Genomic DNA, 16468 nt, shown 5'->3' with positions numbered 1-16468 from the left:
CGTCCCGCAACGAGAGTATCGACTGAGAGATGAAATTGCTCGGCAATATTGAGGGCGTTGACCCCGATGGAGCCAGTGGAGCCCAGTAGGATCAAACAATACCTCGTAAAAGGACGAGCATAACAATAGAGGCAAAAAGATAACCGTCAATGCGGTCTAACACACCGCCATGCCCCGGAAGGATCGAGCCGCTATCTTTTACCCCCGCCTGACGTTTGAGATAGCTCTCAAACAGATCGCCGAATACCGAACCGACGGCTGCCGCCATAGAGATAATGATTGCTTGTGTAATATCGACCATAGTGATACCGATAAAAAATCCGGCACCTGTAGCTATCGCGATACCGCCATAAACTCCTTCTCGGGTCTTGCTCGGACTGGAGACACTAAAAGGTGTTTTACCGATACTGCGTCCCACGACGTAGGCTCCTACATCAGCAGAGGCAACGACAACCAAGAGCCACAAAAGAGAGGTAATACCGTACTCTTGGTACATGCTGAGAGTAAAGAGCATCCCCGCTGTCGGATAGATAAACGGGAGGAAATTTTTAGGGGAGATGTTTTGGGTATACGCTACTGCTGCGGCAAAAATAAGCCCTGCGATCACAAATAAATCTTCACCGTAGGGATAAAGTGCTGCCGCGAGCCACAAAATAGCGGCATAGGCATAGAGTGAGCTGTTATTAATACCAAATAAACGGGTGGCTTCGTGAAATGCGAGGAGATAGATGATCCCCATTACCGCCCACATGAGCCAGAAGTTATTGATAAGACCGACAACTAAGACGCCGACAACAAGAACGACAGCCGTAAAAATGCGCTCTTGGATAGAATTTTTTGCAGTTTGCATAGTGTGATTAACCTAATGGTTTAAAATTTCGCGATTATACCATTTATTTTATTGTAAATATGGGTATTTATCTCTGTAATATTAAACTTTAATATCGAGAATATGGAGGGGCTTTGAGGGATTTTGTTCTTCACTCTTATTCTCTTCTTTGTGACGAGGATCTCTCTCTTCTTGTTCGGCTTGTTCTTTGGTATGTTCACGGTCGGAGTCAACGCCGTGATTTTCTTCAGTGGGGCGCACCTCTTCGATCTCTTTTTTTTCTTCTTTCGACGCAGTAGCAGCGGCAAGTGCTTGCAACTCAAATCGATTTAAAATAGCATTTTGTTCACTGGCGACGCTCGCCATTTGTTGATTAACGTAGATCGCGTTCCCGATAGGACCGATTGCCATAGTGTTATCCTTTTTGGATCATTAGCGTCTTGTAATTTGTGTAGAGGACGTTGGCACCCTCTTGTACTTTCACTTCTCTTCGTGGGGTATAATCGACCAAATAGCCCCCTTTCTCAAATACGGAGAAATCGACACACAATTTTGCCGCTGCTTCGAGGAGTTTTTCGGGGAGCTGTTGTTTATCGGTAGTGATTACGACATGTGCCGAAGGGCGGTCTTTGAGATGGATCCAGATATCGCGTGCTTTGGCATTTCGGAGGAGTTCAATGTTCCCTTTTTCGCTTTTGCCGAGGGAGACTTTAACCCCCTCAATCCAAAATTCGGCAATCGAATCGGAATTTTTTTGTTTTGATCCAGTTGCTTTCGGAGGGAAGAGCAGTGCTATCTCTTCGGGAGTGGACGCTTCTGCTACCGTTTGGATGAAGAGTTCCAGATGGCGGATTTTGTCTTCGAGATTACTCCGCTCTTGATAAAGACCGTGCGCTTTTTGTTTCGCTTTTTTAGAACGTTTGAAAAAATTCTCCGCGCATCCCGCCGCACTCGAACACCCAGATGGTAACTCTAATATCACGGGAGTTCCATCAAAATCGTTCACTTCAACGGTTTTTTCGTACGGTTTGATACTCTCAAGATTCGCCAAAACCAAATGACCTGCGTATTGCGATTTTTCTGATTCTTGGAGCAAAAGTGACTCTTCATCGAGGGTATCAAGGTGTTTTTTCAGTTGGGAGAGGCGCTTTTGTAAGAGAACTTTTTTTTCGTTTTTGAGTTGATCGAGTTTTGCATTGCTTCGTTGGGCGAACGTTTCGAGTAAATAAGCGCGTACATCTGCTAGCGGGTACTCTTGAGGAGTATAAGGAGGGGTAGGAATTTCCCCTAATTTTTGCCCTACACGGACACTTCGGGAGGAAATATCTTCATCGATATGGCGCAACGCTTCTAAAACGATCCCCTCTTTATCCAAGAGGATAGCATTGGTGTGTTTGCCGGTAAATTCGAGTTGTAAAATGGTGGTTTCTGATTTATAGGAGCCACTGGTACTGGCGGTAATACGGATGATTTTATCATTATTGTGGAGCGATATCGATTGGATCGTGGAACGATTGAACCGTTTGGCTAATAAAATATCAAATGGAGCCTGATACATTTTCCCACGGGTTGGAATATTCCCTATGGTAATGGCAGAATTGCCCCGCGCCATCTCGAAATTCCAGTTGTTTTCACGGTTAAAAACAACTTTTATAGAGGTATCGTTAACACGATAAACGGCTACGATCTGCGTTAATTGCTGCATATACTCAACAATCTGCTTTAAATAAGAAAATCTCATAATTTTACCTTGCCTTTAGAAAAAGAGAACTACAATAGTATTAAGATGGTCACAAGATGGTCACACTTAAAACATTAGGTAGCATTCATGACTCTATTCAATACTATTAAATCTAAATTTATCGTAAATCTGATCGCTGCTGTTGGGGCGATCTTAATCAGTGTGATTGTAGCATACTTCATTGCGGTAGGGTCAATTAAAGAAATCATGGTCAGCGATCTGAATACTGTTGCCGATGCATTGGAAAAAAATGTCAATTATATCTCTAAAATAGAACCGAAAGCATACGAAGAAGCGGAATTTAAAGAGGAGATCAAAAAGATCAAAATCGGAAAAAGCGGTTACGTCTATTTTATCAATGCGGATGGGGTTATGACAATTCATCCGAAAGACGAGGGGCAAAATAAATCGGGGCATGATTATGTGGATCATATTCGCTCCGACAAAGCGGGCGGGATTTACGAGTACGTCTCCGCGACAACAGGGCAGGATAAAATCGCCGCTTATCGTTATATTTCCGCATGGGATATGTGGGTTATTCCGGGGATTAACAAAGCAGATTATTTTGATGATCTGCAATCGAGCTTTTTTAAATGGTTTTTGCTTTTAGGGTCTATTCTGGCGGCTATACTGATCGCAATCAACTATATTTCCGGTACCAGTATCCTCCACCCGATCGAAGAACTGGATAAAGTTTCCGGTGACCTCGCACACGGGAATGGGGATTTGACCAAGCGACTTCCGATTCTGAACAAAAATGATGAGATTGGAATAGCAAGTAACTATCTCAATCAATTTATCGAAAAAATTCAAAGTACCATCAACGATACCAAGCAGATCACGTCTGCCGCTGTGGGTTCTACCGCTACGTTGAACAGCGCTGCCGCAAATCTTTCGACGCAATCAGAAAAGACGAACAGTATCGCTCAAAATACTAATGCGACCGCTGCTGAGATTGGAACGACATTGGAACAAAGTGTCAACATGGCAAAAACGACTTTGGAAAACAGCCGTTTGACTGAAACAGAACTACGCCATGTTCGTGAAATTGCTACGGCAATAACAACCGAAGTACATAAAACGACACAGATGAGCCATGAACTCAGTGAGCGCTTTGAGCAGCTCTCTTCTGATGCGGCAAGTGTCAGCGGAGTACTTAGTATTATCTCTGATATCGCCGATCAAACCAATCTTCTCGCGCTTAATGCAGCTATTGAAGCCGCACGTGCGGGTGAGCATGGAAGAGGGTTTGCGGTTGTTGCCGATGAGGTACGAAAATTGGCGGAGAGAACTCAAAAGAGTTTGACAGAAATTAACTCCACGATCTCCATCGTTATCCAATCGATATCCGATTCATCAGACATGATGAATTCCAATAGTGAGAATATCGGTCGGTTAGCTGAGAGAAGCGAAGAAATTGATTTGAAAATTGATTCGGCATCGAGTGCGTTACGTGCTAATGTTGATGCGAGTCATCAAAGTGTTCAGCAATCAGAGAACATGGCGCATAAAATCCATGAGATTATCCAGAAAGTTTCTGAGATGTCAAGTCTCTCGCAAAGTAATCAGGAAGATATTAAACAAATTTCTCAAATCACTGGGCAGCTTTATGACGCCGCTACCAGTTTGAACACACAGTTGGGTCAATTTAAGTCCTAAGTTTTTTCGCTATAATTTCTAAAATTTTTAGGGAGGATAGCGATGCGTTCACCACGCGGGTTTGGTAAGAATTATTTTTCTCTTGTCGCTATCCAAGCGTATGCTTCACAAGTACGCCTCCTCCAAAATATTACTCGTGTAGAGCTAGTTGCTCCTATTTGTCCTATTTATATCTACTCAGCTATTTCTCCTCCTAAGAGTGTCCTACTCTCATCTATTATGACTATTATTCAAGGACACTCATGTATAAACAGACCATTTCACTTGTCGCCAGCGCGACCCTTGTTGCCTCATTAGGGGCTAATACTCTTCAGCTAGAACCCATCGTAATTTCCGCTTCCAAAACTGAACAATCGCTTAAAGATATTACGACTAACGTCGATGTTATAACCTCTGATGAACTCGAAGAGAGACATATAACCTCGGTTATCGATGCACTCAAAACTCTCAGCAATATTCCGATAGCACAAAATGGAGGAATAGGGAGTCAAAGTTCCTTTTTTCTTCGCGGGTTTAGCTCTGAAAATGTTGCGGTTTTCGTTGACGGTCTTCGCTACAACGATCCGACTACGACCAAAGGGCAGGCACAGTTAGAACACCTTATGGTCAATGATATTGAACGGATTGAAATCATAAAAGGGGCGCAAAGCGGTGTATGGGGAGTGAACGCTGTTGCCGGTGTGATCAATATCATCACTAAAAAAGCAACCGAAAAATTACGCATAGGAGTGATGAGCGAATACGGCAGTTACGCTACTACCAAAGTGGGAGCGAATATGTCCCAAAAAATCAATGCGTTATCGTACTATTTTGGGGCAAATCAGATCCGATCCAACGGCTTTTCATCGGTAACGCCTAAGGGGAAAAATCCTGAGGATTATGAATCGGACGGCTATGAAAATGAGACCGTGAATGCTAAAATCAGCTATGATTTGACCTCCTCAGACACCCTGAATACTCAGCTGAATTTTATCGATGCCACGTCTCAGTACGATGCCTACGCTCAACCTAACAGTGAAGCTAACGAGATTCATCAGATCAACCGTTTGGGAAGCATCGGTTACGTTCACCGCCTGAACTCTCAAGATTTGATCAGTGCGGCGTATAGCATCTCTGTTTTCGATAAAAAAGATCCACTCGGATATACCAAAGCATTTAAAGGAACTCATAAAGAGGCGACGGTCCAAGGGAATTATCATTATGCTCCAAACTCTTTTTTTGTTATAGGGGGGAATGTGCTCCATTCCAAAGATACGATCAGTGCTAAAGAACTCGATTCCAAAGGAATTTTTCTAACTAACACAAATCGTTTGGATGGTCTAATTGTTACTGAATCGGTCCGTCATGATGTTTATGATGCGTTTGCCGATAAAACGACCGGTAAGATCGGAGCTAAATACTTTTTTAGCGATGACTTCTCTGTGAGTACAAATTACGGAACCGGCTATCGTGTCCCGTCGTTGTACGAGGTGATTAATATTAATCCCGATATTGCTGCTTTAAACGCCGAAACAACCAAAAGCTTTGATGCAACGGTAGAGTATAAATATCTAAGTTTCACTTACTATAATAATCTCGTTGACAATCTCATCGGATATGTCTCTGATCCAGTTATGTGGTGGATCGGCGGATACACACAGGTTAATGGGAAATCGCGTTTTGAAGGGTATGAACTCTCGTATAAAAATACGGTTGTCGATGATTTCGTGTTAGATCTCGGATATAATCGTCTTTGGGCAAAAAATCAAAACAATCAGGAACTCCAACGACGTGCAAAAGATACGTTCCGAAGCGCTTTGGATTATTACGGATTCTCCAAATGGCAGTTGGGGTTCAATGCCCACTACATCGGAACACGATATGATGATCTTGTCCAAACTAAACAAACAGGACGTTATACCCTATGGGGGGCAGTCGTGAATTATGATGCGACCGAGAGTCTCAGTTTCTATCTCAAAGGGGACAATTTGAGCGATAAACTTTATCAAGAAGTAGATGGATACGGGGCTTCCGGACGGAGTATCTACATTGGTCTAAACGCACGATTCTAATGAAACTCTCTTTTCGCCCTTATCTACGCTATAAATTTTTTAACGCACTCTTCATCGGTATGGTGGGGGGGTCGGTCTTTACGATCTATGTGACCCTAAGCCCCTCGACATTTTCCATCGGGGGAATACTCCTCGCACTGGGGATGATGGGGATGGCATACGTCTATCACCGATTGATGAACATCCGCACGTTTTTCCGATTTACGCTGGCGAGCGAGCTTATCATGCTCCTTATGGTGGGGTATTATTTGCTGTTTTCCACCCACATCATGAGTGCTTTGGTCATTTACGTCGCCTATCAGTTCTCTTTTATCTTCGGAGGGTATTTGGTGCGCGCCGAAACCCATTTTGCCCGCCATGCACGGGTGATGGGATGGATCGATGTTGCCAAACAGCAAGGCTCTCTCGCAGGGTTGGCTCTCTCGTACGGATTTTACAAACTCATAGAGCATTATGGAGTTACCAAAGCCTCAGAACAAGTCTATGATTTGCATTTTGTCTTGTTCGCGCTGGAATGCTTGATTATCGTTGCACTGCTTCGTGCGTTTCGGGGAAAATAGATGAAATCCATCTCTATTTTCGGAACCTCCTCCGATGCGGGGAAATCGACTCTCACGTTTGTGATCGGAAAACTCCTCCAAGAGCGGGGAATCAGCGTCGGGGTGTTTAAAGCGCAAAACGTCTCCAACAACTCTCATGTCTGCGAGGACGGGTCTGAAATCGCCATCGCTCAGTATTTTCAAGCCGAAGTATTAGGGATACCGACAAGCTACCATCTCAACCCTGTGTTGCTCAAATCGGGGCATGGCAACAGTGCATCGCTGATCGTAAAGGGGCACGTTGTTGCCGACAAAGAGGTTCGCGAGTATTACCGTGATTTGGATCTGCTTAAACCTGCTGTGGATGAGTGTTTTGAGTACCTGAGTGAACGTTATGAGTGCGTCATTTGTGAGGGGGCGGGGAGTCCCGTCGAGCTGAACCTGATGGACAAAGACCTCTCTAATATCTACATCGCCGAAAAATACGATACGAAAATCATCCTCGTCGCCGACATCGAGCGCGGAGGGGTTTTCGCTTCGATCTGGGGGGTCTATAATCTCCTCCCCCAAAAGCTGCGCGAAAACGTCATCGGAGTGATCGTGAACAAATTTCGCGGAGATCGAAGCTTGTTTGATGATGGGGTACGTATCATTGAAGAGCGTTTCGGTATTCCTGTCCTCGGTGTCCTCCCCTATACTCCGCTCAACCTTGGATTCGAAGACTCCCAAAGCCTCAAAAATTTCGTCCAAAACAAACTTAACCCCTCACAAAAAATCGGGATCATCAATTATCCCACGATGAGCAACTATAACGATTTCGAGCCGCTTATCGCCGATGAGACAATCGCAGTCGAGTTTATCACCACTAACATTGCGTTAGAAAGTTTCGATCTCGTTATCCTCCCCGGAAGCAAGCGGGTGATCGAGGATCTTCGGTGGCTCAAGCAGGTGGGACTCTTCGATGCCCTCCAAACGAGGAAAAAAGAGATACTGGGGATTTGCGGCGGGTATCAGATGATGTTTGAAACCATCATCGATGATGGGTGTGTCGAAACCTCAGAACCGAGTTGCGAAGAAGCACTCGGATTTATCGATGATGTGATCGTGTTTCAGCGGGACAAAGTACTCAAAAAAGGGAAATATGAGATCTTTGGTCGCACGATAAACGGATTTGAAATCCATCACGGAGTGAGTGAAAAATATCCCCTTTTCTACGAAAAAGAGCACATCAAAGGGACGTTTGTTCATGGATTTTTTGATGATGAAGCATTTGAAGCGTACAAGAAAAAAACGATTGATGCGTTTATGGAGACGATGCGGAGCGAAATCGATGTGGAGAGGATACTCAATGACCTATAAACAATGGTTTGATGCGCACGCTTCCAAACACCGTGCTATTATGGATAAACTCTCCGCTCTGAGCGACGACGAAGTGATAGAATATTTCCGATTTGAAAACATGGTCGAAAAAGAGAGCGATTTCTGTCCCCTCTACGTGGAGAATAAAAAATGCCACGATACCGAAGATCTCAATTGCTACCTCTGTGCCTGTCCTAATTTTCGTTTTAACGATGCGGGATTTCACAATGTGGGAGATAAAACTCTTTTCAGCACTTGCTCTATCGATTCACCCGATGGGGATCGTTTTATCACCGATACGGCAATTCATCAAAATTGTGCCGGTTGTTTAGTCCCGCACAGTGAGCTATATATTGCGAAAGTGTTTGATCGAAATTGGGGCACTATCATGAATAAATCACCTGCTGATTACAGGTAACCTCTTTACCTTGCTCTCTATTTTCCTTAGGCACACTAATTTAGGATAAAATATAGAAAAATTAAGGGGTACGGATGCGGTATACGGTTTTTTTGTTACTGTTTGCCGTAACCCTTCTAGCGGCTCCCCTTCCAATCACATTCAGTGGAAATGAAAAAATATCTTCTAATCAACTCTTTGGTGCAGTAGGACTCCGCAAGCCTTACGTGATTGAAGTGTGGGAAGATCAACCCGCTATTGAGTCTATCGCTATCTCCCAAAGTGTTTCGGCTCTGAACAGTTTTTATAGATCCAAAGGGTTTTATCATGCCCGTGTTACTGCGGAGACGAATGAACATGAGGTGATATTTAAAATTCAAGAAAATGAACCTATCCGTATTGGCAATATTCAAGTCAATAGCTTGCTGGATGTAGAGTCGGCTATTTTACTCCATGTTGACGAGTTGTTTGACCAAGAGGCATTTTCTGAATCCAAATCATTGATTAAAAAGCGCTATGGTGAAACAGGGTATTGTAATGCACAGTTCAATACCAAAGCGTGGGTCGATATCGAAACTAACCGTGCTTATCTCCTCTTTGAAGCTATCCCCGGGGAGACGTGTACATTTGGGAAAGTCAGTGTCGTATCAACTCCCAACATCGATGGGAATCTAAGTGCATCGATGCTTCGATTTGATGAGGGTGACCACTACAGTCTCGAAGCTATCCGTTTGAGCTATGAAGCACTTTATGCCCAAGAAGGGATTGCTCGTGTTGTTATCAACGATAATGAACGTAATGGGAGTGTGGTTCCTATTAGTCTTAGTATTGAAGAAGCAGATCGCCCAATCCGTTTTACTGCCGGCTTGGGATATAGTAGTGATCAGGGAGTTGCCGGACAAACAGGGCTAAAACATCGCAATTTTCTAGGTGATCTTAAAACTTTTGGAGTGGATTTTCGATATTCGCAAATTAAGCAAGAGGCTTCCGCAAGCTTTGGAGTTCCTCTCCAAAACAGGGGTCTTTTAGGGGCTGATATTGGGTATAAAAACGAAATTTTTGATGGCTATAAAACGGAGAGTACCTACCAAAAGTTGACCGCTAAATACCAGGATACACCCGCATCCGCAATGATGGGATTATTGCTCGATCAGGTTAAAACATATGAAAGTAAAGACATAGAAACGTTTCCAAACAGTAAATTGTCTCTTATTTCACCGATCGGAGAACTCAACTATGATACGAGGGATAAACCACTCGAACCGACAAAAGGGTACTGGCTTAACGCTAATATTATGGGTTCACTTTATACTCCTCAAATATCGGATGCAACCTATTTCAAAACGCTCCTTTCCGCTGCTTATATCACGAGCATTGACGAGCATGTTTTCGGCGCTAAACTCAAGTGGGGAACATTGCGGGTTTACGATGGGCAGGTTCCTTCGTCATACCATTTTTATGCGGGGGGGATGAACTCCAATCGTGCCTACACCTATCGTGATTTAGGACCTAAGAACAGCGATGGTGATCCAATAGGATTTTCATCTTTGACGGAAGGATCGTTTGAATACCGTTTTCCCGTCTATCAAGAGTTTCGAGGGGTGCTGTTTACGGATGTGACATTCGCTTCTGATAAAACTATCCCCAACTATGCCAATGACAATTATATGGGGGTAGGGGCAGGGCTTCGCTATGTTACGCCAATCGGTCCGGTAGCAATCGATTTCGGGATTGATCCAGAAAACAGTGCTCAATATGCGATTCACTTTCGGATCGGGGAACTATTTTGAAACGATTGTTTTCCCTTTCGTGGCGTAAATGGTTAAAACACCTCTTTGTAGCGGCTCATTTTTCCCTTTACAGTATGGTCCTTGTCGGTTCAGCTACTCTCTATATTGCTTTTCGTCCAGATGGTCTTGATATAGTCAATACCTATTTTCTCGAACCGCTTGGTATCCACTACAGCGATGCTGAGGGGTCGTTAATGGAGGGGTTTACGCTTCATAATGTTCGCAGTGACTCGATGCAAGCCAAAACGTTTGCCCTCAAATATAATCTTGTGAAAATGTTAGAGGGGGAGCACACCATCGATTCGATTCAGATAGACGGATTGCGTCTTCATCTGGATGATTTCATCAGTGATGAAAGCTCTATTTGGCCTTTTCCGACTTTCAAGCTTCGTGAGGTGAATATCACCAATCTCCAACTTATGAGCGCATATCCGATAGAACTGGATATACACGGGAAAAATGGAACGTATGATGGTGATAATCTCTCATTTGTATGGTTACGTGCCACGCTAAAATCTCGCTATGCGAGCGGTGCTATCAGTGGGGTTGTCTATAATAATGCCCTTAGAGGGGTTGCTGATATTTATCCTAATGAAGCAGAACTCGCCCCATACAGCGGTCGCTTCACAACCCTTCCCCGAGTTGCCAGAGTGAATATCATCGAACTTTCAGATAAAAAAGCTCTTTTGAAAACCGCTATTGCAAATTTAGATTCCAAACAAGACCCTACGCTTCATGCCAAAGGGGTAGACCTTGATTTCAAATATCTCTATGAAAATGGCTATTTTGATATTAACGCCTTTTATTTGCTGGTGCGTGGTAGTGATACAATGCAGACATCACAGCATCTTCGTTATGCTTTGGAGGGAAAAACAACGACTGAGTTTGATGGAACGATTGACTCAAAATATCCTATCCCCGCTAACAAACTGCATGGAGAGTTTAGCGATGATGTGAGTGGGTTGATCGGTACGTTGAAACTCGATGGCAGTACTCTCAGTATAGCGAGTAAGGATTATGAGAGTTACGGATGGAAACTCCGTAGTAACCAGCAAGACCTCTCTTTTATTCCGGCATTACCGGAGGCGATTCGTGAGGGTGAATTGGAGCTTGAGGGAATCGGGAATTATCGTATCAGTACGAATACTCTCAGAGGATCGATCCGTGCAGTGCACGATTATGCCCTCTTTAACGGATCATTTATGAGTGATGATCATCATCATACGCTGGATGGAAATCTCACTCTCCCTCAAAATGCACCGATGTGGAAAAATTGGAGCCATAAGCCGCCGGAACACATAACCCTTTCTCTAAACGATGAAGCAAATACTACCCGTTTGAACTTATCGGGAGAGTCCTTAGCCCTTTCGGTGGCTACACAAGGTGAAAAGATTAAAGGCTCCGGTAACTATATGGGAACTTTTTTTGATCTAAACGGAAGATTTAACTCCAAACAAAGCAGTATCGATATAGAGAGTCTCACCCCTTCTGTATTTACAACGCTTGCACAGTTGCGGCCGATAGAGCTACAAAAGGGGGAATATTATGATGCTGAAATTCGTACCAAAACCCGTATAAAATTTGGAAATACATTTACCGTCCAAAGTAATATCAAAATACCGTGGTACGCAGCTGTTTTTGATTCTAAGCATGCTTATGGGGGAACTGAAGGATGGGCTAATCTTGAGTATCAAGATGGGAATATAACGGTAGATGGATATCGTTTTGAGATAGCCGACCATCCGATTACTGCCGATAAAATATCGCATTTTCATCTAAATCCATCGGGAGAAGTGGTAATCGATGACTTTTGGATTTTTGACACATTACGTCTGAGCGGTGCAGTGAAATTTGATTTGAGCGCGAATATTAAGCTCCATTCTGATCGATTTAGCTATAAAGGGCCAGAGGGTGAAGGTCATGCTGCTGCCGATATCACGTTTGAGCGGGATTCACTGGCAAATCAAACGCTTACCGGTGGGATTAATATCCTGGATGCGACGATCACCTATTTGCCGCTCCAAGAGTTTAAAGTAATGGATAGTGATATTGTCATTGTCCAAGATGTACGTCCTCCAAGCGATGCAAAGTTCTCGATGAATCTCCATATCACGGCAAAACAGCCAATTCGGTTTAAAACCAAAGAACTGAATCTTGGGCTTGATCCCGATATCACCCTCTGGAAAGAACCGACTGAGGCAATGCAAATTTTAGGGATTGTAACCATCCCATCCGGTACGGCTACAAGTGCGGGAAAATCGTTCGATATTAAACATTCAGAGCTTTATTTTGGGGGTGATATCCCTCTTAACCCGTATCTAAATATCACTATTGCTCATGAAGTGGACTACAAAAAGATTCTAATCTATGTCACCCATACCCTCGATTCACCGATTTTTCTTTTTAACTCTGATCCGGTAATGAGTCAAAATGATATCATGAGTTATCTCCTCTTCGGAGGACCGGCTAATGCAAATTCGGGTGGTGACGGTTCAACTTCGACTGTTCGTGCCGATGCGACGAATTTTATGCTCGGAGCGGGACTAAAAGGGCTTATCAGCGGAGCAACAAAACTCCAAATCGATACCATGAACATCCTTACTACTTCTGAGGGAGGGATGGGTTTTGAAGTGGGAGCACGCCTGAACAAAGATCTCAGAGTTCTGTATAAAAACGATACCGTCTCCAGCGTCCTCGTCCAGTATTCCCTCAACCGCTGGCTCCGGCTCGATGCCGATATCCATGAACTCGGGCAAGGGATTAACGCCATTTATATTAAAGATTTCCGTGATTTTCTCCCTCACAACTTGCCGAAAAAAAAGTAAATCTTGATTTCAATCAAGATTTATTGGTAGGGATCCTTTTATACTGCTGTCATTAAAAGTAAAAAGGAATCCTATGATTTTAGAATTTATGCGAGACGATCACCGTGCGTGCGACCATCTTTATACGGAAGCGGAAAATGCGTTAAGTGCGAATGATATCGAAAAAGCAAAAGAGCTTTTTACTCTATTCTATGATGCCACTAACCACCATTTTGATATGGAAGAGCGAGAACTTTTTATCACTTTTGAAAAACGGACGGGGATGATGGGGGGACCGACACAGATGATGCGTTACGAGCATCAACAGCTTCGAAGTCTTTTGGAATCGATGAAAAGTGCATTGGCTGAAAGTCGTGATGATGATTTTTTCGGAATTGGAGAATCGATGATGATTATGTTGCAACAGCACAACATGAAAGAGGAACAGATGCTCTATCCGATGATTGATCGGACATTAGGGGATGATGGCGAGTTAATGATACAAACCCTGAAGGATATGACGCGATGATCCTCCTCGATACCCGTGAGCTTGATCACCCTATCCCTTTGGAAATGGCGGTGGATGCGTTTAAAAAACTCACAGGAGATGAGGTGATTCATATGATCCACCGACGTGAACCGATCCCCTTGTTTGAGATTATTCTCAAAAATGGCGGTCACTACAATAGTGTCATGGAACGTGACGATCTTTGGCATATCTACATTACCCGTAGCCCTGAGGTAAAATTGGAGCATATTCATGTATAACGGTCTCTCACTCGATCAAGCTCCCCCTATTTCGGTAGTGATGCGCTTCTTTCTCATGGTTCCTCTATTCGGTATCGCCCTTTCATTGTTAGTATTTCTAAATCCCGAAGCGGTATTAACCCCAAATCATCCCATCTCTCTTACGGCGATTCATTTGATGTTTTTAGGAATTATCTCCATGAGTATGCTCGGCGCATTATTTCAGATGCAGAGTGTTTTAGGGGGACGTCCTATTCAAGAACCGTTGGGTAACGCTTTTATAATTCATATTTTTTTTGTGATAGGGATACTCTCTCTTGCCGAGGCATTTATAACTCCACTCCCTGAACTCTTTGTCATAGCATCAGTATTTTTGGGAGCTTCGGTCCTCTATACCGCTAATCTCATCCTTCCTCTTCTTTTCGGTAGTATCACAAATGATACTCTGCGCGGTATGCGCATAGCACTTGTTTCTCTCTCTGTTACAGCTATTCTAGGGGTGATAATGGCGAGTGAATATGCTAACGAATCGTTTAGTACATTTCATGAAGTAATCCGTATCTCTCACTACTCTTTAGGATTAATCGGATGGGTTGCTATCCTTATCATAGCGGTAGCGTTTCAAGTGGTCGAGATGTTTTATGTTACAACGCCTTACAGTTTATGGTGTAAACGAAATGCTTTTAGGGTCATTGTCGGTTCACTTTTTTTTAAAATTATTTGGCTTTTTTTGAGCTTGCCGTTTGTTTGGATATTTGACCTGATGATAGGGGCATTATTGTTCGGATTTATTGCCACAACCCTAAAACGGCTTCATCAACGTAAACGGCGTGTTAGAGATGTGAGTATTTGGTTTTGGAATGCGGGGATTGCTTTACTCAGCATCGCCACAATATCGTATGCTATTTTTATAGGGAGTGCGAATGAGTCACTGCAGACCATGGCACTTATCTCGTTTGCTTTTTTTGCATTGGCGATTATATTGGCGATGATGGGGAAAATCGTCCCATTTTTGGTATGGTTTCATCTGAATTCCGCAGGATATATGGATGTTCCCATTATGTCAAATATTATTCCACTTCATCGGGTAAAATGGCTTTTTTGGCTTTTTGCTCTAACCTTGGTAATGGCTTTGGGTGGGATATTTTTTATCCCTTTATTTGCAGTCAGTGCCATCCTTGGAGGACTGATGTTTTCCCTTTTACTCTTTAATCTGGTGCAAGCATTAAGGATGTATCGGTATGTCAGGATTCATGGGAAACGTCTTATACAGGGGTAAAAAGTATAAGAATAAAATATTAACAATATATAAAGTTAAAATATGTTAAATAATGCTTACATATAAGATTATGTTAAGTAGGTCTTAACATTCACTACTGTAACCTTTTCGCAATACTTAAGAAAAGGTTATAAATGTTCTTTGGAAATAAACAAGCAGTTGAAGAAATAGCACCACTACATGCAAAAATTACAGAACTCGAAAGAAATAATGGCTCTTTGGAAAGCGAACTCTCCCGACTTCGTCAGGAAAATAATGAATTAAAGACGAATAACATTATGTTTGATCTTATCAGTCATCTGACGGAAAATCTGACGGCTGCTTGTCAAACTGATTTGTCTTTACTCCAAAAAGATCTTGCCGATAACGTAAGCCAGCTCGAAGAGATTGAGGTACTAAACAAAGACAACCGTGAAAACGCGGTGGGGATTAATAACGAAATCGGAGAGATCCTCGATATTCAACAACAGCTTGTGAATAATATCACTGATAACTACGGTTCTGTGGGTCAGCTTAATGACGGAGTCGGCTCTATCGGTCAAGTGATCGACTTGATCAAAGATATCTCTGATCAAACCAACCTGCTCGCTCTGAATGCCGCGATCGAAGCAGCACGTGCTGGCGAGCACGGACGAGGATTTGCCGTTGTAGCTGACGAAGTACGAAAACTTGCTGAGCGGACTCAAAAAGCGACCTCTGAAGTGGCGATGAGTGTCCAAAGCCTCAAACAAAACGCGATGGAGATTTATGAACGATCCAGCGCGATGGAATCTATATCGACGTTATCGAGCGGCAAGTTGGAACAATTCCGCGCAACATTACAAAGCTTAGGAAGTCGAACCGAAGTGATCGAAAATGATTCGACTAACATTCTATACTCGGTCTTTATGGTTTTGGTTAAACTAGACCATCTCCTCTTTAAAGCTAAAGGGTATAAAAGTGTATTTAGTTTGAAAGTGGATGAAGAGTTTGTCGATCACCATAACTGTCGTCTCGGTAAATGGGCTGAGGGTGGAAAAGGGTCTCAAATCTTCGGAAATACCCCAAGCTTTAGAAAACTCGAAGCACCACACAAAAACGTCCATGACAATATCATCGCAGCTGTTAACTGTGTGAAAGCAGGTACGTGCGCTCAAGAAGCTAAAAATGTAATGACCTATTTCAAAGATGCTGAGAACGGAAGCCATGAGGTAATTAGTACATTAAATGCGATGTTGATTGAAGAACGGGATAAAAGAAGTCATAAATAGGGGGTATGGCGGACAGCTAGAGA

The 16468-nt window shown here is 43.2% G+C and carries 15 protein-coding genes and 1 pseudogene; 12 read left to right on the top strand and 4 right to left on the bottom strand.

All coding sequences use genetic code 11. The features are described from left to right. From JZU62_RS00830 to JZU62_RS00815, 4 genes are all read right to left on the bottom strand, one after another. On the bottom strand, positions 1-95 hold a 95-nt coding region (locus JZU62_RS00830; protein WP_295011026.1), incomplete at its 3' end, for a hypothetical protein. After that, positions 92-850, bottom strand: a complete 759-nt coding sequence (locus tag JZU62_RS00825) for a phosphatidate cytidylyltransferase (RefSeq protein WP_295011000.1) — start codon at positions 848-850, stop codon at positions 92-94. The genes JZU62_RS00825 and JZU62_RS00830, both read right to left, overlap by 4 nt. 81 nt (positions 851-931) lie before the next feature. Beyond that, a complete protein-coding gene (locus JZU62_RS00820) occupies positions 932-1240 on the bottom strand; it encodes a hypothetical protein (protein WP_295010998.1) in 309 nt (102 codons plus the stop codon). Between the two features lie 4 nt (positions 1241-1244). Then, the gene (locus tag JZU62_RS00815; RefSeq protein ID WP_295010996.1) at positions 1245-2570 is read right to left on the bottom strand and encodes an NFACT family protein; all 1326 of its coding nucleotides are present in this window, start codon (positions 2568-2570) and stop codon (positions 1245-1247) included. 87 nt (positions 2571-2657) lie between these two features. Between JZU62_RS00815 and JZU62_RS00810 the strand changes: the two genes are divergently transcribed. The 12 genes and pseudogenes from JZU62_RS00810 to JZU62_RS00755 all read left to right on the top strand — a co-directional run bounded on the left by JZU62_RS00810 (position 2658) and on the right by JZU62_RS00755 (position 16445). After that, the gene (locus JZU62_RS00810; protein ID WP_295010994.1) at positions 2658-4229 is read left to right on the top strand and encodes a methyl-accepting chemotaxis protein; all 1572 of its coding nucleotides are present in this window, start codon (positions 2658-2660) and stop codon (positions 4227-4229) included. Positions 4230-4471: 242 nt separating this feature from the next. Then, positions 4472-6280 (top strand): TonB-dependent receptor, encoded by a 1809-nt coding sequence (locus JZU62_RS00805; protein ID WP_295010992.1) that lies wholly within the window; start codon positions 4472-4474, stop codon positions 6278-6280. After that, positions 6280-6840, top strand: coding sequence for a hypothetical protein (locus JZU62_RS00800; RefSeq protein WP_295010990.1), 561 nt, complete (start codon positions 6280-6282; stop codon positions 6838-6840). Before JZU62_RS00805 ends, JZU62_RS00800 begins: the two co-directional genes overlap by 1 nt. After that, positions 6841-8178 (top strand): cobyric acid synthase, encoded by a 1338-nt coding sequence (locus JZU62_RS00795; RefSeq protein ID WP_295010988.1) that lies wholly within the window; start codon positions 6841-6843, stop codon positions 8176-8178. After that, the gene (locus JZU62_RS00790) at positions 8168-8596 is read left to right on the top strand and encodes a hypothetical protein (protein WP_295010986.1); all 429 of its coding nucleotides are present in this window, start codon (positions 8168-8170) and stop codon (positions 8594-8596) included. The genes JZU62_RS00795 and JZU62_RS00790 overlap by 11 nt, the downstream gene beginning before the upstream one ends. Positions 8597-8670: 74 nt before the next feature. Continuing rightward, on the top strand, positions 8671-10365 hold the full coding sequence (locus tag JZU62_RS00785; protein WP_295010984.1) for an outer membrane protein assembly factor: 1695 nt from the start codon (positions 8671-8673) through the stop codon (positions 10363-10365). Beyond that, positions 10362-13190 (top strand): translocation/assembly module TamB domain-containing protein, encoded by a 2829-nt coding sequence (locus tag JZU62_RS00780; RefSeq protein ID WP_295010982.1) that lies wholly within the window; start codon positions 10362-10364, stop codon positions 13188-13190. Before JZU62_RS00785 ends, JZU62_RS00780 begins: the two co-directional genes overlap by 4 nt. Before the next feature lie 73 nt (positions 13191-13263). Next, positions 13264-13698, top strand: coding sequence for a hemerythrin domain-containing protein (locus JZU62_RS00775; RefSeq protein ID WP_295010979.1), 435 nt, complete (start codon positions 13264-13266; stop codon positions 13696-13698). Continuing rightward, positions 13695-13937, top strand: coding sequence for a DUF2249 domain-containing protein (locus JZU62_RS00770; RefSeq protein WP_295010977.1), 243 nt, complete (start codon positions 13695-13697; stop codon positions 13935-13937). Before JZU62_RS00775 ends, JZU62_RS00770 begins: the two co-directional genes overlap by 4 nt. After that, entirely contained in the window at positions 13930-15195 is a 1266-nt protein-coding gene (locus tag JZU62_RS00765) for a hypothetical protein (RefSeq protein WP_295010975.1), read from the top strand. The genes JZU62_RS00770 and JZU62_RS00765 overlap by 8 nt, the downstream gene beginning before the upstream one ends. Positions 15196-15329: 134 nt before the next feature. Continuing rightward, a pseudogene (locus JZU62_RS00760) lies at positions 15330-16055 on the top strand (methyl-accepting chemotaxis protein); the annotation flags it as partial. A 27-nt stretch (positions 16056-16082) separates the two neighbouring features. Continuing rightward, positions 16083-16445, top strand: a complete 363-nt coding sequence (locus JZU62_RS00755; protein WP_295011024.1) for a CZB domain-containing protein — start codon at positions 16083-16085, stop codon at positions 16443-16445. Positions 16446-16468: the final 23 nt, after the last annotated feature.

The sequence above is a fragment of the Sulfuricurvum sp. genome, assembly GCF_019163035.1.
Taxonomy (GTDB): Bacteria; Campylobacterota; Campylobacteria; order Campylobacterales; family Sulfurimonadaceae; genus Sulfuricurvum.
The sequence above is the reverse complement of the archived record's forward strand: the minus strand, read 5'-3'. Positions and strand labels throughout refer to the sequence as shown.